We start from the raw sequence: 19,740 nt of genomic DNA, 5'->3' as shown, positions 1-19,740 counted from the left end.
GGTCGGTGCTCCGGCCTCGGGCCGGAGGTGAAGGCCCGCGCGGGAGTGCCCGCCAGGGCGTGAGCATGTCCTGACCTTCCCGGTTTTGCCGCTCGGCCCATCGGGCGGGCACCAGGACGGTGAAGGGCCGGCCGCCTGCGTTCGATGATGTGTTCACGGATCGCCCGGATTCCCCTACGCCCGGTCATGGTCGAGTGGCACGATGATGGCCGTGCGGCTGCGTTACCGGTACCGGCTCTACCCGGACGCCGCCCAGCGCCAGGCGCTGGCGCGGGCCTTCGGGTGCGCCCGAGTGGTGTTCAACGACGGGCTGCGCCTGCGGCAGGACGCCCGCGAGGCGGGCCTGCCGTACGTCTCCGATGGGGAGTTGTCCAAGCGGGTCATCACCGAGGCGAAGAAGACGCTCGAACGGGCATGGCTGGGCGAGGTCTCCGCCGTCCTGCTCCAGCAGGCGCTCGCCGACCTGAACACCGCCTACCGGAACTTCTTCGCCTCGATCACCGGCAAACGCAAGGGGCCGAAGATCGCCGAGCCCCGGTTCCGGTCGAAGAAGGACAACCGGCAGGCGGTCCGCTTCACCAAGAACGCCCGGTTCACCGTCACGGCGGGCGGGAGGCTGCGCCTGCCGAAGATCGGGGACGTGCCGGTGCGCTGGTCACGCAGCCTGCCGTCGGAGCCGTCATCGGTGACCGTGGTCAAGGATGCGGCCGGGAGGTACTTCGCGAGTTTCGTCGTGGAGACGGCCGACGAACGGCTTCCCCAGGCCGCAGCCGAGGTCGGCATCGACCTGGGACTGACGCACTTCGCGGTCACCTCCGACGGCCGGAAGATCGACAATCCCCGGCTTCTGCGCCGGGCGGCGAAGAAGCTCCGCAAGGCGCAGCAGGCCCTCTCCCGGAAAGTGAGGGGGTCGAACAACCGTAAGAAGGCCGTCGTCAAGGTCGCGCGGGCGCATGCCCGGGTGGCCGACGCGCGCCGGGACTTCGCCCACAAGCTGTCTGCCGCGTTGATCCGCGACAACCAAGCGATCTACGTGGAGAACCTGTCGGTGAGGGGCCTGGCGCGCACGAAGCTGGCCAAGAGCGTCCATGACGTGGGCTGGTCGCAGTTCACGGCCATGCTGGAGTACAAGGCCGCCCGGTACGGGCGGACCTTCGCGAAGATCGATCGCTGGTTCCCGTCGTCGAAGCTGTGCTCGGCGTGCGGAGCACTTGCTGACAAGATGCCGTTGAACGTCCGGTCGTGGACCTGCGCCTGTGGCGCGACCCACGACCGGGACGTGAACGCGGCGATCAACATCCTGGCCGCCGGACGGGCGGACAGGCGAAACGCCTGTGGAGACCCGGTGAGACCACCGCTTGCGGTGGCGCGGGTCGGCGAAGCAGGAAGCCACAGAGGTGCCGCGTGAACGCGCGGCACAGGCTGAATCTCCGGCCTTCAGGCCGGGAAGCGCGTCAACGGACGGTTATCTTGTCGACCTCGATGGTGAGGCCCTCCACCTCGGGCGTCGAGGTGCCGGTGGTCACCGTGCCGGCCCCCGTCGCGACCCCCTTGACCTTCATCGTGTAGGTGAGGGTGCCGCCCGGGGCGCCGGGCGTGCTGTTCACCCGGAGGTCCTGGGTCGGCGGGCCGCTGATCTGCGTTCCGGCCGTGCCCTCGGTGTTCTCGGCGCCCACGGTCAGGCCGTAGCCCGCCGGGGTGTCACCGGGCAGCCGCTCCGGGTCGTAGGTGTAGGTGATGTCCTCGGTGCCGTTGAGCCCGATCCACTGCTGGAACACCTTGGCGTCGGTGGTGCCGTAGAGGTTGACCCGCCACTCGACGACGAGCCAGTCGTCGACGCCGTCGGTGAGGGTCGCGACGTAGACGCCGGGCGCGCCGGTGCCGTCCAGGTCGGTCCAGTAGGGGGCGAGCACGTTGTTGGGAGCCGCCGGGTCGGGCAGGGCCTGCGGGACGGGCTCGATGTCACCGGAGCCCGAGGTGCCTCCCGCGACCGTGTAGCCGTCGGAGACGACGCCGATCCGGGTGTAGGTCCGCCCGGCGTACGTGAACGCCGGGACGGTGAAGTTGAGCGCCTGCTCGTCGCCGATCGGCGTCGGCGCGATGCCGAAGGCGTCCAGCGGCAGGTACGGCGCGGGCCCGGTGCCGGGCGTGACGACGGGCCTGTCCGGCTGCCTGCCCGCCAGGGTCGCCTTCGCCGTGGCGATCTGGGAGCCGATCTTCGTGGCCCCCGTGACGCCGTTGAGGCGCAGTTTGGCGTCCAGCGTGCTGACCGCCGTCACCTCGGTGTCGTTGAACGTGTCGTTGCGCACGCTCACCGTGCAGGTGGACTCGCCGGTGTTCCGGGCGATGGTGTCCGGCGTGCAGGTCTGGTCGACCGGGACGGCGCCCTCCTTGCGGAAGAACGCCACCGGCAGGTGCAGGTCGCGGTTCCCGCCGACCTGCTTGAGGTCCACCTGGCCGAAGTACTGGCCGTCGGGCAGGTCGGGGGCGGTGACCACCACGGAGATCTTCGCGCTCTTGCCCGGCTTGACGTTGAACAGCGGCGGCAGCACCGCGATCTTCGCCCCGCTGACGGTCCTGCCGGTCGCGGTGTAGGTGAGCGTCCTGTCGGTGACGTTGGTGACCGTCCGCTTGACGGTGATGAGCCCCGGCATGGTCGGGGCGTTCACCGACGGCAGGTTGAGGTTGATGCGGTTCCGCTCGTCGGTGGCCGAGGCGGCGAAGTTCTCCGCGGTCTCGTCCAGGGTCAGCCCGGGGTCGCCGGCCTTCGTCAGGTCGATGCGGCCGCCGCCGAGGTCGAACGGGTCGGCGGGGGTGACGCGGTCCTGCTTGGTGACCGACGTCCTGGCCGTGGTCTCCAGCGCGGACTTGACCTGGCCGGGGGTCCAGTCGGGGTGCAGCGCGAACACCAGGGCCGCGGCGCCCGCGACGTGCGGCGACGCCATCGAGGTGCCCGCGATGGCCTGGTACAGCTGGCCCTGCGGGCCGCCCGCCGGACCTTCCAGCGTCGGCGTCTGGCCCGCCAGGATGTGCAGGCCGGGCGCGGTGACGTCCGGCTTGAGGAAGTCACCGCCCGGCCCGCGGGAGGAGAACGTGGCCATGGCGTCGCCCTGCCAGGTGGTCTTGGCTCCCTGCGGGAACGACGCGGTCGCGCCGGGGTTGGCCGACAGGAAGGCCAGCAGGGCGTCGGTCTCCGGCTTGTCGATGTGGACCGTGGGCAGCCAGTGGTTGTCGGTCATCACGTCGAGCGGCGTGGTGTTGTAGAGGATCATCCCCGCCGCGCCGCCCTGGCGCACGTTGAAGCCCTTCAGCACCCGGCCGGGGCCGCGCTCACAGGCGACGATCTTGCCGGTGAAAAGGCCCGGAGGGGCCGGGACCGTACAGAGCGGGTTGGAGTACGGCGGAGCCGAGGCGAGCACGACCCGCTGCGGGGAGGTCACCCCGGCGGTGATGGAGGCGCCCTTGAGCGTGGCCGTCGCGCCGCCCGTGCCGGTCAGCGTGACGGTGGACTGGAACGTCCTGGACTGCGTGGAGGCCGCCACCGTGGTCACCCACGGGCCGCGGTGGTCGGTGGTCCCCGCGCCGGGGCCGGAGTTGCCCGCCGAGGCCGACACGAACACGCCCGCGGCGTAGGCGTCGAGGAAGGCCAGCTCCACCGGGTCGGTGTAGGGGGAGCCGCCGCCGGAGATCGAGAAGTTGATCACCCGGACGCCGTCCAGGATCGCCCGGCCCACGGCCTGCGCGGAGTCGGAGGGGAAGCAGCCCTCCACCCCGCACACCTTGTAGATCGACACGTGCGCCGCCGGGGCGATGCCGTGGATCGGGCCGCGGCTGATGCCCAGGGGGTCGGCGTCGGCCACCGGGCCGCCGGCCGAGGTGGTCGCGGTGTGGGTGCCGTGGCCGTTGGAGTCGCGCGCGCTGTCGGGGTACACCTCGCCGCCGACCACCGCGTTGTAGGTCTCCAGGAACGGCGCGCCGCCGATGAGCTTGTCGTTGCAGGTGAACGGGTCGGCGGCCGGGGTCAGCGGGTTGTCGCCGAAGTCGCAGACGCGTGGGGAGCCGTCCCGGGTGGGCGGCGCGGCGGGCAGGTCGCCGGGGTCGGCGAACTGGGGGTGCTCCGGCCAGACGCCGGAGTCGAGGACGCCGACGACGACGCCCTTGCCGGAGGAGGAGCTGCCGCCCAGCCTGCTGTAGATCGCCGGCGCCCCGATGAAGTCGGAGCTGGAGTCGGTCAGCGGCTTCTCGGGCTTGTCGTGCTGGACCGCCGCGACCCCGGGCAGCTTCAGCACCTCGGCCGCCTTGTCGGCGGGGATCCGCAGCGCGATGCCGCCGTAGACGGTGCGCAGCTTCTGCCCGGCCCGGGCGCCCGGCACCTTCCTGGCCAGCTCGGCGAGGAAGGCGTTCTCCACCCGCTCGATGTGCTTCTCGTACTTCTTGGCGGTCGCGCCCCTGACGTCGAGCGCCCTGCCGGTCTTCGCGGGACTCGTGGCGGGAAGCCCTTCGAGGTCGCCCTGGTAGGCGGCGTACGAGTCGTAGTCGAGCTTGACCATCACGTTGACGGGGGCGCTCGACGTCGACTTCAGCAGCGCCGTGTCGCTCCGGGCGAGCCTGCCGGTCGCCGACTTGGCCCCCTGGACCGGCTCGCCGCCGGTCAGCGGGGTCGCCGTCCACTTCTTCGGGGCCGGCGTGGGGGCGGGATCCGCGCTCGCCGGGGGCGTCATCGCCGCGACGAGCCCGAGGCCGGCGGCGAGCACCGCCACCCGCCTGATCCGGGGCGGCTGGGGGGTACTGGGCAAGGAGACCTCCCTGTGGGGGACACAAGAGCGCGTCACCCCGCGTGGAGGTCCCGGGTCACCCGGCCGTGCCCGGCCGCGGGCATGACTGAGGAGGTCTCGGCCCTCCCCGTGGGTGACGAGCGATCGACCGTCCGTGAGGGCGGCCGACCTGACTGGGAGACTAATCAGCGGCCATTTGCTTGGCTAGAGACGGAAACTGCCACAATAAACACCCTGCTTGGGCAAATCTGATCACACGATCGCCGACGACCCGGTGGCGGGCCACCGCGGCCCGGGGCGCCTGTCCCGCGGGCCGCGGTCCGGGGGAGTGGACGGCCGGCCCCCGGAAGGGACGGGCCGGTTCCGGCCCGGAGCGGCCGTTCCATGGGCCGCGGGTGAGGCCGTAGCCTTACGGTGCCGGTTCCGGCGCGGTCCGCCGCGCGCACACCCGGGGGCCCGCGAGGAGGACGTTGTGAAGCTCAAGCTCGACCTGCACCCGATCTTCAACCGCGGTGGCGAGATCGACAAGGCGCTGCGCGGCATCATCGACGAGGCGATCAGGAAGAGGGCCACCGAGGTCGAGATCATCCCGGGGAAGGGCTCCGGCCAGCTCAAGAAGAAGGTGCTGCGCTTCCTGGAGCAGAAGGAGATCAAGGCCCTCTACCACCGCATCGACAAGGACTCCAAGAACCACGGCCGGCTGTTCGTCTACTTCCGGCACAAGTAGGCGCGTGCTTCCGCCGCGGGCGGGTGTGCGCGGGCGGGCCCGTGCCTCCGCCGCGGGCGGCCGTGCGGCGGCCGGGCCGTGCGGCGGTCACGCGGGTGGTCCGTGCGGCGGCCGGCCGGGCCGGGTGGCGGTCAGGGGATGCGGGCGATCATCCGCTCCATGCCGTTGACCCAGTTGTCCCGCAGGGCGCTCACCGCGCCCTGAAGGTCGTCTTCGAGCAGCCGTTCGGCGATCCGGCGGTGCTCCTCGGCGGCGCGCGTCATCGGGGTGCCGTCGCCGGACATCAGGTGGGTGTAGCGGCGCATGCCCGCCTTGACGCTGGTGATCAGATCGAGCAGCCGTTCGTTGCCGCAACCGCTCAGTAGCAGGTCGTGCCACTCGTCGTCGTGGTGTTCGATCTCCTGACGCGCGGCGACGTCGGCGGAGAACTCCCGGGCGAGCCGGAGCAGCTCCGGGGCGACCTCGCGTAGGTGGGCCGGGTCGGAGCTCTCCAGGGCCAGCGCCTCCAGGGCCGCCACGATCGCGCACAGCTCCCTGAACTCCTTGCGGCTGACCGGGGCGAACCGGAAGCCCCTGCCCTGGTTGCTCTCCAGCACGCCCTCGCCGGCGAGGGTGATCAGGGCCTCGCGCAGCGGGGTCCGGCTGACGCCGAGCTCTCCGGCCAGGACGGCCTCGTTGATGTCGGTCCCCGCGGCGAAGTCGCCCCGTTCGAGCCGGAGCATCAGCTCCTCGCGGATCTGCTCGCGGAGGGGGCGCCGCTCGATCGCCATTGCACTCCTCGTGTTGATCTTGGCTGAAGCCTACCCGCTTGACGGCATTCAGCACACTGCACTATGAATTCTGCATACAAAATATTACATGTCACAGATTGGAGTTTCGGGTGGGGCTGACCAGGGTTTCCGGTCTGCTGTTCGGCGGTGACTACAACCCCGAGCAGTGGCCGGAGCACGTCTGGGAGGAGGATGTCCGGCTGATGGCCGAGGCGGGCGTCAACATGGCGACCGTCGCCGTCTTCTCCTGGTCCCGGCTCGAACCGCGCCCCGGGGAGTACGACTTCGGCTGGCTGGACCGCGTCCTCGACCTGCTGCACGAGCACGGCGTCGCCGCCGACCTGGCCACCGCCACCGCGACCCCGCCGCCCTGGCTGGTCCGCGACCACCCCGAGGTGCTGCCGGTGGACGCCGCCGGGACGCGCCTGGAGTTCGGCTCCCGGCAGAGCTACTGCCCCAGCTCGCCGGTCTTCCGCGACGCCGCCGTCCGGCTGGTCCGCGCCATGGCCGCCCGGTACGGCCGGCACCCCGCCCTGGCCCTGTGGCACATCGGCAACGAGTACGCCGACCACGTCCTCGAATGCTTCTGCGCCGAGTCGGCCCGGCACTTCCGGGCCTGGCTGGAGAGCCGCTACGGGACGGTCGACGGGCTGAACGCCGCCTGGGGCACCTCCTGCTGGGGCCAGCACTACACCGCGTTCGACCAGGTCGAACCGCCCCGCAAGGCCCCCGGGCCGGTCAACCCCACCCAGGTACTCGACTGGCGCCGCTTCTGCTCCGACGCGCTGCTGGAGTGCTTCGAGCTGGAGCGGGCCGTGCTGCGCGAGGTCACCCCGGACGTGCCGGTGACCACCAACTTCATGAGCATCCTGCACGGCCTGGACTACTGGAAGTGGGCCGCCGCCGAGGACGTGGTCAGCGACGACGCCTACCCCGACCCCGCCGACCCCGAATCGCACGTGGCGGTCGCGCTCAGCTACGACCTGATGCGCTCGCTGAAGCGGCGGCCGTGGATCCTGCTGGAGCAGGCCGCGAGCGCGGTGAGCTGGCGGGAGGTCAACGCGCCCAAGCCGCCGGGCATGATGCGCCTGCACAGCCTGCAGGCCCTGGCCCACGGCGCGGACGGCGCGATGTTCTTCCAGTGGCGGCAGGCCCGCTACGGCCCGGAGAAGTTCCACTCCGCGCTGCTCCCGCACGGCGGCACCGCCGCCCGCGGCTGGCGGGACACCCTCCGGCTCGGCGCCGACCTGCGGCGCCTCGCCGAGATCGCCGGAACCGGGACGCGCGCCGACGTGGCGCTCCTCCTCGACTGGGACAGCTGGTGGGGCCTGGAGGCCCCCGAGTCGATGCCGTCCGACCGGCTCAGGCTCAAGGACCTCCTGCTGTCCTGGTACCGGCCGCTGCACGCCCGCGGCGTCGCGGTCGACCTCGTCCCCGCGGGCCGCGACCTGTCCGGCTACCGGGTGGTCATCGCGCCCAACCTCTACATGTGCACGCCGGAGCAGGCCCGGCACCTGGCCGCCTTCGACGGGCACCTCGTCGTCGGCCCGTTCAGCGGCGTCGTCGACGCGGCCGACCAGGTGCACGACGGCGGCGCCCCCGGCCCGCTGCGCGAACCGCTCGGCCTGACGGTCGACGAGTTCTGGCCGCTCCCCGACGGACAGGTCCAGCGGGTCCGGCCCGTCACCGGGGCGGCCACGGGGGCGTACGCGGACGCGGCGGCCGTGCCGGCGCGGACCTGGGCCGAGTGGCTGCGCGTCGAGGACGCCGAGGTGCTCGCCCGCTACGAGGGCGGCGACCTCGACGGGCAGCCGGCGATCACCCGCCGCGGGCGGGCGACCTACCTGAGCTGCCTGCTCGACGACGTCACCCCGGTGCTGTCGGAGGTCCTGGCCGCCGCGGGCGTCCGGCCGGTGGCCGACGTGCCCGAGGGCGTGGAGGCCACCCGCCGGGGCCCCTACCTCTTCCTGCTCAACCACGCGACGACCCCCGCCCGGATGGACCTCGCCGAGCCGGGGACCGACCTGCTGACCGGCCGTGACCTGCGCGGCCGCATCGAGATCCCGGCCCGCGACGCGGTGGTGCTCCGCACCGGCGCCGGACCGACCGAAGGAGAACGGTGACACACCCCTACATCCCGAACGCCGAACCCGGCGTGCGGGCCGAGATGCTGGCGGCCATCGGCGCCGCGAGCGTCGAGGAGCTCTACGCCGCCATTCCGGCGGACCTGCGCCTGGACCGGCCTCTGGACCTGCCCGAGCCGCTGGTCTCCGAGCACGAGCTGGTCGCGCACATGCGCGGGCTGCTGGGCCGCAACACCGACACCACCGAGGCGCTCAGCTTCCTCGGCCACGGCTGCTACCCGCACCACGTGCCGGCCGTCTGCGACGAGATCAACGGGCGCGGCGAGTTCCTCACCGCCTACGCGGGCGAGCCGTACGAGGACCACGGCCGGTTCCAGGCCCTGTTCGAGTACGTCAGCATGATGGCCGAGCTGCTGGAGATGGACGTCGTCAACGTCCCCACCTACGACGGCTACCAGGCGGCCGGCACCGCGATCCGGATGGCCGTCCGCTACACCGGCCGGTCGAAGGTGCTGATCAGCGGGGCCGTCGCCGCCGACAAGATGAGCAAGCTGCATGACTTCCTCGACCACGACGTCGAGCTGGTCGTCGCCCCGGTCGGGCCGGGCGGCGAGATCGGCGACGTGCGGATCGACGAGACCTTCGCCGCGATCTACCTGGAGACCCCGAACGTCTACGGCGTCGTGGAGACCCGGGGCCGCGAGCTCGCCGAGCTCGCGCACGCCGCCGGCGCGCTGCTCGTCGTCTCCACCGACCCGATCTCGCTGGGCGTGCTCGCCCCGCCCGCCGCCTACGGCGCCGACATCGCCTGCGGCGACATCCAGTCGCTCGGCATGCACCAGGCCCACGGCGGCGGCCACGCCGGGTACATCGCCACCCGCGACGAGGAACGCCTGGTCGCGGAGTTCCCCTCGCGGCTGTTCGGCCTCGCGCCGACCGAGGTCCCCGGCGAGTACGGCTTCGGCGACGTCTTCTACGACCGCACCTCCTTCGCCCACCGCGAGGAGGGCAAGGAATGGGTGGGCACCGCGGCCGCCCTGTGGGGCATCACCGCCGGGGTCTACCTCGCGCTGATGGGCCCCGAGGGCATGCGCGAGCTCGGCGAGACGATCCTGGCCCGCACCCGCTACGCGATGGAGCGGCTCGCCGCCGCCGGCGCCCGGGTGCTGCACCCCGACGCGGTGCACTTCCGCGAGTTCGCGATCGAGGTGCCCTCCGCGGACGGCCTCCTCGCCGCGCTGCGTGAGCACGGCATCTTCGGCGGCGTCCGGCTGGACGACCGCACGCTGCTGGTCTGCGTGACCGAGCGGCACTCCAGGGACGACATCGACCGGCTGGCGGCAGCCGTGCGGGAGGGGCTCAGCGTGAGCGGAACCATCGAGGGCGCCGGGACGCCGGCGGCGGGGGAGACGGCGTGAGCGGGCACGCGGGCGAGCCGTTCGCCGAGCTGCCGGTCGCGCCCAAGCCGCGGCTGCGCCGGTTCCACCAGGCCCGCTGGGACGAGCCGATCATCTTCGAGCAGTCACGCCCCGGACGGCGGGGCATCGCCGTACCGGCCCCGGGCGTGCCCGCCGTGGAACTGCCCGACACGGTACGGCGGGCCGAGCCGCCCAGGCTGCCGGAGATGTCGCAGCTGCACGTGCTGCGGCACTACGTCCGGCTGTCGCAGGAGAACCTGGGCGTCGACCAGGCCATCGCGGTCGGCCAGGGCACCTGCACGATGAAGTACAGCCCGAAGGTCAACGACCGCTTCGTCACCGACCCCAAGGTGGCCGAGCTGCACCCGCTCCAGCCCGACGACACCGTGCAGGGCGTACTGGAGATCTACTGGCGGCTGGAGCGGATGCTCGCCGAGATCTCCGGCATGCACCGGGTCTCGCTCCAGCCCGCCTCCGGGTCGGCGGCGATCTACGCCAACATCGCGATGATCCGCGCCTACCACGCCTCCCGCGGCGAGGGGGAGCGGCGCGACCAGGTCATCACCACGATGTTCTCGCACCCGTCCAACGCGGCCTGCGCCAAGACCGCCGGGTACGAGGTCATCACCCTGATGCCGGACGAGAACGGATACCCCGACATCGAGGCGCTGCGCGCCGCCGTCGGGCCCCGCACCGCGGCCCTGATGATCACCAACCCCGAGGACACCGGCATCTTCAACCCGCGCATCGCCGAGTTCGTCGCGCTGGTGCACGAGGCGGGCGGCCTGGCCTGCTACGACCAGGCCAACGCCAACGGCCTGCTCGGCGTCACCCGCGCCGCGGACGCCGGGTTCGACCTGTGCCACTTCAACCTGCACAAGACCTTCTCCACCCCGCACGCGTGCGGGGGACCGGCGGCCGGCGCGAGCGGCGTGTCCGAGGCGCTCGCCCCGTTCCTGCCGGGGCCGACCGTGGAGTTCGACGGATCGCGGTACCACCTCGACGCCGACCGCCCGCTCTCCGTCGGCAAGATGCGCCCGTTCCTCGGCGTCACCCCGAACGTGGTCCGCGCCTACGCGTGGATCATGGCGCTGGGCGCCGCGGGCCTGCGCGAGGTCGCCGAGACCGCGGTGCTCAACAACAACTACCTGATGCACAAGGTCCTGCAGATCAAGGGGGCCTCGGCGCCCTGGGGGCGGAACCGCCTGGAGCAGGTCCGCTACTCCTGGCAGGAGCTGTCGGAGGAGACGGGCGTCCACTCGGAGGAGATCGGCGTGCGCGCCGCCGACTTCGGCGTGCACTACTGGACCAGCCACCACCCCTACGTGGTCCCCGAGCCCTTCACTCTGGAGCCGACGGAGTCGTACTCCAAGGAGGACCTCGACGAGTACGCCGCGATCCTGGAGCATGTCGCCGACGAGGCCCGCCGCGACCCCGGGCTCGTCAAGGGCGCCCCGTACAACCAGACGATCCACCGGATCGACCCGTCGTCGCTGGACGATCCCGGGCGGTGGTCGCCCACCTGGCGCGCCTACACCCGCAAGCACCTGTCATGACCACCGACCGGCCGGATCCCTCCCGCACCGCCGCCGGGCGCCCCGGCTCCTCCCGCGCCGCAGGGGGAGCCGGGGACCCGGGGCGGGCGGCCCGCCCCGGCCCCCCGGGCGGCGCGGCCTTCACGGTCGGGTTGATCGTCAACCCGGTCGCGGGGATCGGCGGCCCGGCCGGGCTCAAGGGCAGCGACGGCGCCGGCGTGCAGCTGGAGGCCCTCGCCCGGGGCGCGTCCCCCCGGGCGGGCGAGCGGGCCGCGCTGGCCGTGCGGGCGCTGCTGGCCCGCCGCCCGGACACCAGGATCGTCACCGTCGCGGGCCCGATGGGCGAGGACAGCGTGCGCGCCGCCGGAGGCGTCCCCGAACTCGTACGGCAGGCCCCCGGCGACCCCTCCTCGTCCCGGGACACGACGGCGGCCGTCGAGGCGATGCGGGACGTCGACCTGCTGCTGTTCGCCGGAGGGGACGGCACCGCCAGGGACGTCCTCGACGGCTCGCCGTCCTGCCCGGTGCTCGGCGTCCCGGCGGGCGTCAAGGTCTACTCCGGCTGCTTCGCGGTCAGCCCCGCCGCGGCGGGGACCACGGCCGCCGAGTTCGGCCGGGACGCCGGACGGGCCGGGAGCACGGGGAGCCCAGGGGGCACGGGAGGCACGGGGAGCACCCTCGCCGCCGAGGTGGTGGATCTCGACGAGGACGCCTACCGGTGTGGCCGGGTCAGCCCCCTGCTCTACGGCACCCTGCGGGTACCCGCCGCCCGGGCGCGGCTGTCGGGCCGCAAGGTCGGCTCCTCCGCCGCCGCCCCCGGGTCGGCCGAGGCGATCGCCAGGGAGGTCGCGGCCCGGATGCGGCCCGGCATCCGCTACGTCCTCGGCCCCGGCGCCACCACCATGGCCGTGGGGCGGCTGCTCGGCCTGGCCACCACGCTGCTCGGCGTGGACGTGGTCCAGGACGGCGAGCTGGTCGCCGCGGACGTGACCGAACGACGGCTGCTCGGCCTCGTCGACGGGCACGAGACCTGCGCGGTCCTCTCGGTCATCGGCGGGCAGGGCTTCGTGCTCGGCCGGGGCAACCAGCAGATCGGTCCCGCCGTACTCAAAAAGATCATGGCTTCCGGGGGGCTGCTCGTCCTGGCCACCCAGCAGAAGCTCGCCGGTCTCGGCGGCCGGCCGCTGCTGGCCGACACCGGAGACCCGGAGGCGGACGCCCTCGTCGCGGGCCACGTCTCCGTCATCACCGGACACCGCGAGAGCGCGGTGTACCGGATCCGACCCGCTACCGAGGAGTTCCCAGCATGACCGCCCTGACTGACAAGGTCGCCATCGTCACCGGCGGCGCCTCCGGCATCGGCCGGGCCACCGCGCTGCTCTTCGCCCGCCAGGGCGCGGCCGTGGTGGTCGCCGACATCGACGGCGCCGGCGCCGCGGCGGTCGCCGAGGAGATCGGGAACGAGGGCGGCAGGGCCGTGGCCGTCGAGACGGACGTGGCCGCCGAGGCCGACTGCGCGCGGGCCGTACGGACCGCGGTGGAGACCTTCGGCGGGCTGCACGTGCTGTTCAACAACGCCGGGATCATCCGCCGCACCACCGCGCTGGACCTGTCGGCCGACGAGTGGGACCGCGTCATGGCGGTCAACGTCAGATCGGTCTTCCTGATGTGCAAGCACGCGATCCCCGCCATGAAGGACGGCGGCTCGATCGTGAACACCGGCTCCGGCTGGGGCCTGAAGGGCGGCGGCAACGCCATCTCCTACTGCGCCTCCAAGGCCGCCGTGGTCAACATGACCCGGGCCCTGGCCATCGACCACGCCAAAGCCGGAATCCGCGTCAACTCCGTCAACCCCGGCGACACCGACACCCCGATGCTCCGCGACGAGGCCCGCCAGCTCTCGGAGGACTGGGCGGTCTTCGCCGCCGACGCCGCCGACCGGCCGATGGGCCGCGCCGGCTCCCCCGACGAGATCGCCCAGGCCGTCCTCTTCCTGGCGAGCGACGCCGCCAGCTACGTCACCGGCGCGGCCCTGGTCGTCGACGGCGGCGGCCTCGCATAACCCACCCCCCGCGAAACCCCCCCAGGAGGCACCCCGTGTCTTTCCCCCCGTCCAAGAAGACCCTCGCCGCGGCGGCACTGGCCCTGACCGCCGCCCTCGCGACCGCGTGCAGCGGCAGCGGCGGCGGCGGCGCCGGCGGCCCGGCCGCCGCCGGGAAGGTCACAATCCGCTGGTCGACCTGGGGGTCGGCCGAGGACGTCGCGTTGTACAAGGCCTTCAACGACGACTTCATGAAGCGCCACCCGAACATCGTGCTGAAGATGGAGACGGTCCCCAAGTACGAGGACTACCACCCCAAGCTCCTGACCCAGCTCACCTCGAAGACCGCGCCCGACGTCTTCTTCGTCGGCGACGACAACATCGGCAAGTTCGTCGCCTCCGGGGTGCTCACCCCGCTCAACGACCGGCTCGCCGGCCCCACCAGCAAGAGCAGGCCCGAGGACTTCTTCGAGGGCGTCTACGGCGGCGCCAAGAAGGACGGCAAGATCTACGGCGTCCCGAACGACACCAACCCCGAGGTGCTCTGGTACGGCAAGAAGGCGCTCCAGGAGGCCGGGATCACCGAGGACCCCGCCGAGCTGAACGCCGCCGGCAAGTGGACCATGGCCAAGTACCTGGAGATGAACGCCAAGCTCAAGGCCGCGGGCAAAGCCGGTTCGATCTTCTGGAACTGGTACGGCTCCACCTACAGCGTCATCGGCGGCTTCGGCGGCAAGGTCTGGGACGGCGGCAGGTTCGTCGCCACCACCGACCCCAAGTCCCGCGAGGCCCTTTCGACCCTGGCCAAGGGGTACGCCGACAAGACCTTCCTGTCGGCCGACGTGCTGCCCGCCAGCAACGGAGCCAACACCCAGTTCCTGCGCGGCAAGGCCGGCTTCTACGCCGGCGGCCGGTGGATGATCGAGGTGGTCAAGAAGGGCGGCGACCAGGCGAACTACGACATCGTGCCGTTCCCCTCGGAGACCGGCGCCCCGATGCCCGGCGCGGTCGCGGCCTCCTACCTCGCGCTGAACAAGGACTCCCGCACCCCCGACGAGGCGTTCACCTTCCTCACCGAGTTCGTCAGCAAGGAAGGCCAGCTCCTGCGGCTCAAGAGCGGCGGCGCGGTCCCCTCCATCAAGGGCGCCGAGCAGGTCGTGCTGGAGGGCGGTTACCCGGCGCACGCCCAGACCCTCCTCGACGTCCGGGACACCGGCTTCGCGAACTACCCCGAGGAGGTCGCGGTGCCCGGCCTGACCAAGGACATCAACGACGAGCTGATGAAGGTCTGGACCGGCAAGGTCGGCTTCGACGAGGGCATGACCAAGCTGCAGGCCCTCGTCGACGGCAGGATCGGATAACGGCCGTGGGCGTCGTCACCCCGGCGCGCCCCACCACCGGGACCCGGCCCGCGCGCGCGGCGGAGCGCGTGCGGAACCGGGACGGCTGGTGGGCCGCGCTCTTCCTCGCGCCGCAGGTGCTGGGCCTGCTGGCGTTCCTCGTCTTCCCCCTCGGCTTCGCGATCGTGCTCGCGTTCATGAGATGGGACGGGCTCGGCGAGAAGTCCTGGGTCGGCTTCGACAACTTCGCCGCCCAGCTCACCGACCCCGAGTTCGGCACGGCCGTCTGGAACACCGTCAAGCTCGCCCTGCTGACGGTCCCGGTCGGCCTGACGCTCGCGCTGCTCGTCGCCCTCGCGCTGAACAACGTGCGGGGGAAGACCTTCTACCGGGTCGTCTACTTCCTGCCCGTGGTGACCAGCTCCGTCGCGGTGGCCGTGATGTGGCAGGTCATCCTGGCCAGCGGCGACTACGGCGTGCTCAACAGCACCCTCCACAGGTGGTTCGGCGTCACACCGCCCGACTGGCTGGACGACCCTGGCTGGGTCATCGTGGCCATCGCGGTCGTGACGATCTGGTCCTCGCTCGGCCTCAACGTGGTCATCTTCCTGGCCGGGCTGCAGACCATCCCGCCGTCGCTGACCGAGGCCGCCCGCATCGACGGCGCCGGTCCGGTCCGCGTCCTCCGCTCGGTGACGCTGCCGATGATCTCCCCGACGATCTTCTTCTCCACCGTCGTCGCGGTGATCAGCTCCTTCCAGGCGTTCGACCAGATCTACGTGCTGGTCAACCCCGACCACAACGAGGGGGCCCGGACGATCGTCTACCAGGTCTACGACCTGGGCTTCCAGAAATTCGAGTTCGGGATGAGCAGCGCCGCCGCGCTGATCCTGCTCGCGCTGACGCTGATCGTCACCTTCGTCCAGTTCGCGGCGCAGAAGCGCCTCGTCCACTACGACTCCTGAGGGGACCGTCGATGGCTGTGATCCCTGCCTCTCCTGGTTCCCGCCGCCTGGCCTCTCCCGGGCCTCGCCGTCTGGGACGGATCGGCCTGCACGCCGCGCTCGCCGCCGGCGGACTGCTGATGCTGTTCCCGTTCGTCTGGATGCTGCTGACCTCGTTCAAGGGCGCGCACCAGATGCTCAACACGCCGCTCGACTGGCTGCCGAACCCGTGGCGGGCGCAGAACTACCCCGACGCGTTCGGCGCGCTGCCCTTCGCCCAGGCCTACTGGAACAGCTTCTACATCGCGGTCCTCAACGTGGTGCTCACCCTGTTCACCTCCGCGATGGCCGCCTATGCCTTCGCCCGGATCCGCTTCCGCGGCTCCGGACTGCTGTTCGGCCTGTTCCTGGCGACCCAGATGGTGCCGCAGCAGGTGACCGTCGTCCCGCTCTACCTGATGCTGGCGGAGCTGGGCTGGGTCGACTCCCACCTGGCGCTGATCGTGCCGGGCTTCGTCAACCCGTTCGCGGTGTTCCTGCTGCGGCAGTTCATCCGGGCCGTTCCCATCGAGCTGGAGGAGGCCGCCCGCCTCGACGGCGCCGGCCGGTGGACGATCTTCTGGCGCATCGTGCTGCCCAACGTCCGCCCCGGCCTGGGCGCGCTCGGCATCATCGTCTTCCTGGCGAGCTGGAACAGCTTCTTCTTCCCGCTGATCTTCCTGAACTCGCCGGAGCTGGCCACCGTACCGCTGCTGGTCAGCCAGTTCGCCGGGCAGCACGGCGCCACCGACTACGGCCTCACCCTCGCCGCCTCGGCCATCTCGGTCATCCCGATGATGATCGCCTTCCTGATCGGCCAGCGGCGCATTCTCAACAGCATGGCCATGTCCGGCCTGGGAGGACGCTGACGATGCTCGACCTGAGAGTCACCCCCTTCACCGAGCGGGGCTCCCGGCTGCTGGTGCTGGCCGAGCCCGACGGCTCGCTCCGCGTCGCCCGCGCCGAGTACGAGACCCGGCTGTCGGAGACGACCGTGCTCACCGGGCTGCGGCTGTTCTCCGGCGACCGCGAGCTGCCGGTACGGCGGGCCCTCCCCGACCGGGTCTCCTTCGGGGACGGGGTGGATCTGCTCTTCGCCGACCCCGGGACGCTGGTGCTGACCGGCTCGGGGGCGCGGGCCGTCTGGGACGGCGGCGCGGGCGAGATCGACGGAACCCTCGTGCTCGTCGGCCAGGCGGGCCCGTACGACGCCGGGGAGCTGCTGGCGCGGGCCGCGGAGCGCCGCCGGGAGTGGTTCGCGCGGATGCCGGCCGTACCCGCGGAGCTGCGGGAACGGGCCGAGCAGGCGTGGTGGACGCTCGGGGTGAACCTGCTGTCCGTCGCGTTCGCCGGGGGCCGCGAAGGCGTGGTCCCCTCCAAGCTGGGATACGTCGGCATCTGGAACTGGGACTCCTACTTCCACGCCGTCGCCCTGCGCCACGCCGACCCGGAACTGGCCCGTGACCAGCTCCGCATCCTCCTCGACCACCAGCGCCCGGACGGGCTCATCCCCGACGTGGTCCACGACCGGGGAGTGCTCGCCGAGACCACCGACCTGCCCCGCTCCGACCACGACCGGCTCGCCCAGCACGTCGGCGGCCCCGCCGCGCCGGGCGAGCCGATCGGCGGCGTCGTCCCGGTGACCAAGCCGCCGCTGACCGCCTGGGCCGCCTGGAAGATCCACGAGGCCGCCCCCGACCTCGGCTTCCTCGACGAGGTCTACCGGCCGATCGCCCGCTCCCAGCGGTGGTGGCTGACCGTCTCCGACCCGGACGGGGACGGCCTCGCCGAGTACCTCCACCCCTACTCCTCCGGCCTGGACGACAGCCCCATCTGGGACCACGGCCCCCGGGCCGAACCGCCGGACCTCAACTCCTACCTGGCCCTGCAGGCCGACCGGCTGGGCGACATCGCCGAGGCGCTGGGCCGTACGGCGGAGGCCGAGGAGTGGCGGCGGCAGGCGGCCCGGCACGTCGAACTGCTGGTCGCCCGCCGCTGGAACGGCAGCCGGTTCGTCACACTGACCAAGTTCGCGTCCGGCACCGCGGCCGAGGTCGCCACCCGCACCCCGCTGGAGCTGATGCCCCTGCTCACCGGCCGCCTGCCCCGGGAGATCGCCGAACGGCTGGTGGCCGACCTGCTGTCGCCGGCCTTCTGGGGCGAGCGCCCGGTGCCCACGGTCGCCTTCGACGACCCGGCCTTCGACCCGGACGCCATGTGGCGCGGCCCGGTCTGGCTCAACGTCAACTACCTGCTGATCGAGGGCCTGCGCCGGTCCGGCTTCGCCGCCGGGGCCGAGGAGCTGACCGGCCGGACCCTGGACATGGTGAACGCCGGCGGCGGCCTGTACGAGTACTGGAACCCGCTCACCGGCGCCCGCGCCCGCGGGGCCACCACCGGGTTCGGCTGGTCCGCCGCGCTCTTCCTGGACCTGGCCCACCGCCGGGCCGGGCACCGCCCGTGAGGCGATCCCTGCGGTGAGGCGTTCCGTACAGCGGGGTTCTATGTGGCGAGATGTTCCGTGCGGCGGGGCGTTCTATGCGGTGGGGCGTTCCGTGCGGTGAGGCGGGGTCAGGGCGCGCCGTCGATCAGGGCCGGAAGCGCCGACAGCGGCGTGCCCGCCGTCGCCGCGCCGACGACGAGCGCCTCGACCGCGTGCAGGAACCGGTCCACCAGGCCGGGCGGCATGGTGACCGTGTCCGCGGTCAGAGCGACCCCCGGGACACCGTCCTCGTCGTCGACCAGGTGAACGCAGAACCCGCAGTTGAGCCGCTCCACGCCGGGAGGTCGCCGGATGCGGGTCTCCGCCCGGGCCGCGACCACCTGCCGGGGATCCGCGGGCGCGTCCCGCCCCAGCGGGTCGGCGGCCCGCTGGTCGTTGAAGCAGCAGCCGGGAAAGACCGGGAGTCCGCGCTCCCCGCTCACCGCGTCCACCATGCGGTACCACTCGGCCTGGTCGTACCGGGCGTACCGGTAGGCCTGGAGGGCGAGGTGCCTGGTCCGGGCGAGCAACTCGTCGAACGTCGCCGCCCCGGTCGCCTCGATGTCGAGCACGAACAGGCCGAGCTGGCACAGTGAGGTGACGAGCGTCCTGCTCTCCGGCGCGAACCGGTTGTTCACCAGCGGGGTGACCGCGACCGTCCGGTGACCCGAGACGGCCGGGACCAGTGCCGCCACCGCGGTGAGCAGGACGGTCGCGGTGCTGACGCCGTGCCGCCGGGCGAGCGTCCTGGTCGCCAGGTCGATCGCCCGGGACACGATCACCGCCTGCTGGAAGCGCGGGCTCCCGGGGGCTCCCCGCGCCTCCGGGAACATCGTGTGCGGGATCGCCCGGTAGTGGCCGGCCCAGTACCCGAGCGCGGCGGTGCTCCCGCGCGCCGCGCGCCCGCCCTGGGCGGCGACCAGGTCCATCAACTGGTACGGCGCGGGCGGCGCGCCGCCCCTGAGCAGGAGCCGCAGATCACGGACGACGACGTCGGCGGCGAAGGCGTCGGCGGCCAGATGGCACAGGACGAGGACCACGTGGCTGACGACGCCGCCGCCGGTCACGAGGCCGGCGCGCAACGGCAGGTCCTCGGAGTAGGAGAACCGGCGGCCGGCCAGCCGTTCGCGGAGTGTCTCCGCCGCGGCGCCGGCGCCGTCCGGTGGAGCCTCGGCCACCTCGACGGCGACGGCGCCGCGGGACTCCACCGTCTGCAGGGGATCGGCCTGCCCCTCCTGGCACAGGCGGCTGCGCAGCGCGTCGTGCCGGGCCAGCAACCGCCCGATCGCCGCCACCGCCGCGTCGGGGCTGATCCTCCAGCCACGCGGGAGACGCACGATCCTGGGCACGTTGTAGTAGTGGTCGCTTCCCGGGCCGACGTCGCGTATCGCGCCCCAGATGGCCCGCTGTCCCCAGGCCAGGGGAACCGTCCCGGCCCGTTCCGTGGCGAAGCGGGCCTCCATGCTCGTCCTCCCAGAGGATCGCGGGTCCCGCCGGTAAGCCGATCATGGCCGGGGCCCGGCGGAGGTTCCGGTGGGAACGCTCCCAGTCCTGGGAAGGCTAGAGACAGCGCCGACGCCCCGTC

The 19,740-nt window shown here is 72.4% G+C and carries 14 protein-coding genes; 11 read left to right on the top strand and 3 right to left on the bottom strand.

Features of this window, described 5'->3' with window-relative positions:
- Positions 1–211 precede the first annotated feature (211 nt).
- Positions 212–1,408, top strand: a complete 1,197-nt coding sequence (locus HDA43_RS03580) for an RNA-guided endonuclease InsQ/TnpB family protein (protein ID WP_179818290.1) — start codon at positions 212–214, stop codon at positions 1,406–1,408.
- Positions 1,409–1,454: 46 nt separating this feature from the next.
- On the opposite strand, the gene HDA43_RS35730 is transcribed toward HDA43_RS03580, so the two are convergent.
- A complete protein-coding gene (locus HDA43_RS35730; RefSeq protein WP_281395013.1) occupies positions 1,455–4,796 on the bottom strand; it encodes a S8 family serine peptidase in 3,342 nt (1,113 codons plus the stop codon).
- 451 nt (positions 4,797–5,247) lie between these two features.
- On the opposite strand from HDA43_RS35730, the gene HDA43_RS03570 reads away from it, so the two are divergent.
- On the top strand, positions 5,248–5,502 hold the full coding sequence (locus HDA43_RS03570) for a Smr/MutS family protein (protein ID WP_179818289.1): 255 nt from the start codon (positions 5,248–5,250) through the stop codon (positions 5,500–5,502).
- Between the two features lie 131 nt (positions 5,503–5,633).
- Here HDA43_RS03570 and HDA43_RS03565 read toward each other — a convergent pair whose 3' ends face one another.
- A complete protein-coding gene (locus HDA43_RS03565; RefSeq protein WP_179818288.1) occupies positions 5,634–6,272 on the bottom strand; it encodes a GntR family transcriptional regulator in 639 nt (212 codons plus the stop codon).
- A gap of 110 nt (positions 6,273–6,382) precedes the next feature.
- Between HDA43_RS03565 and HDA43_RS03560 the strand changes: the two genes are divergently transcribed.
- Genes HDA43_RS03560 through HDA43_RS03520 form a run of 9 tightly spaced genes read left to right on the top strand, consistent with a single transcriptional unit; the run spans position 6,383 to position 18,137 of the window.
- The gene (locus HDA43_RS03560; protein WP_179818287.1) at positions 6,383–8,395 is read left to right on the top strand and encodes a beta-galactosidase; all 2,013 of its coding nucleotides are present in this window, start codon (positions 6,383–6,385) and stop codon (positions 8,393–8,395) included.
- The gene (gene gcvPA, locus HDA43_RS03555; protein ID WP_179818286.1) at positions 8,392–9,774 is read left to right on the top strand and encodes an aminomethyl-transferring glycine dehydrogenase subunit GcvPA; all 1,383 of its coding nucleotides are present in this window, start codon (positions 8,392–8,394) and stop codon (positions 9,772–9,774) included. Before HDA43_RS03560 ends, gcvPA begins: the two co-directional genes overlap by 4 nt.
- Positions 9,771–11,330 carry an aminomethyl-transferring glycine dehydrogenase subunit GcvPB gene (gcvPB, locus tag HDA43_RS03550; protein ID WP_179818285.1) on the top strand — a complete coding sequence of 520 codons (1,560 nt, stop codon included), beginning with the start codon at positions 9,771–9,773 and terminating at the stop codon, positions 11,328–11,330. The genes gcvPA and gcvPB overlap by 4 nt, the downstream gene beginning before the upstream one ends.
- Positions 11,327–12,619 (top strand): ATP-NAD kinase family protein, encoded by a 1,293-nt coding sequence (locus tag HDA43_RS03545; RefSeq protein WP_179818284.1) that lies wholly within the window; start codon positions 11,327–11,329, stop codon positions 12,617–12,619. The genes gcvPB and HDA43_RS03545 overlap by 4 nt, the downstream gene beginning before the upstream one ends.
- Entirely contained in the window at positions 12,616–13,371 is a 756-nt protein-coding gene (locus HDA43_RS03540; protein WP_179818283.1) for an SDR family NAD(P)-dependent oxidoreductase, read from the top strand. Before HDA43_RS03545 ends, HDA43_RS03540 begins: the two co-directional genes overlap by 4 nt.
- Before the next feature lie 35 nt (positions 13,372–13,406).
- Positions 13,407–14,711, top strand: coding sequence for an ABC transporter substrate-binding protein (locus HDA43_RS03535; protein ID WP_179818282.1), 1,305 nt, complete (start codon positions 13,407–13,409; stop codon positions 14,709–14,711).
- 5 nt (positions 14,712–14,716) lie between these two features.
- On the top strand, positions 14,717–15,655 hold the full coding sequence (locus HDA43_RS03530) for a carbohydrate ABC transporter permease (protein ID WP_179818281.1): 939 nt from the start codon (positions 14,717–14,719) through the stop codon (positions 15,653–15,655).
- 11 nt (positions 15,656–15,666) lie between these two features.
- Positions 15,667–16,542: a carbohydrate ABC transporter permease gene (locus HDA43_RS03525; RefSeq protein ID WP_179818280.1), complete on the top strand. Its 876-nt coding sequence runs from the start codon at positions 15,667–15,669 to the stop codon at positions 16,540–16,542.
- A 2-nt stretch (positions 16,543–16,544) separates the two neighbouring features.
- Complete coding sequence (locus HDA43_RS03520; protein ID WP_179818279.1) at positions 16,545–18,137, top strand: amylo-alpha-1,6-glucosidase; 1,593 nt, start codon at positions 16,545–16,547, stop codon at positions 18,135–18,137.
- Between the two features lie 107 nt (positions 18,138–18,244).
- Here HDA43_RS03520 and HDA43_RS03515 read toward each other — a convergent pair whose 3' ends face one another.
- Positions 18,245–19,618 (bottom strand): condensation domain-containing protein, encoded by a 1,374-nt coding sequence (locus HDA43_RS03515; RefSeq protein ID WP_179818278.1) that lies wholly within the window; start codon positions 19,616–19,618, stop codon positions 18,245–18,247.
- Positions 19,619–19,740: the final 122 nt, after the last annotated feature.

Origin of the sequence: Streptosporangium sandarakinum (genome assembly GCF_013409935.1) — a bacterium.
In the GTDB taxonomy this organism is placed as follows: domain Bacteria; phylum Actinomycetota; class Actinomycetes; order Streptosporangiales; family Streptosporangiaceae; genus Streptosporangium; species Streptosporangium nondiastaticum.
The sequence above is the reverse complement of the archived record's forward strand: the minus strand, read 5'-3'. Positions and strand labels throughout refer to the sequence as shown.

Coding starts and splice junctions, on each gene's coding strand:
- HDA43_RS03540 (WP_179818283.1), top strand. CDS start 12,616: ATGACCGCCCTGACTGACAAGGTCGCCATCGTCACCGGCGGCGCCTCC.
- HDA43_RS03525 (WP_179818280.1), top strand. CDS start 15,667: ATGGCTGTGATCCCTGCCTCTCCTGGTTCCCGCCGCCTGGCCTCTCCC.
- HDA43_RS03545 (WP_179818284.1), top strand. CDS start 11,327: ATGACCACCGACCGGCCGGATCCCTCCCGCACCGCCGCCGGGCGCCCC.
- HDA43_RS03515 (WP_179818278.1), bottom strand. CDS start 19,618: ATGGAGGCCCGCTTCGCCACGGAACGGGCCGGGACGGTTCCCCTGGCC.
- HDA43_RS03565 (WP_179818288.1), bottom strand. CDS start 6,272: ATGGCGATCGAGCGGCGCCCCCTCCGCGAGCAGATCCGCGAGGAGCTG.
- HDA43_RS03520 (WP_179818279.1), top strand. CDS start 16,545: ATGCTCGACCTGAGAGTCACCCCCTTCACCGAGCGGGGCTCCCGGCTG.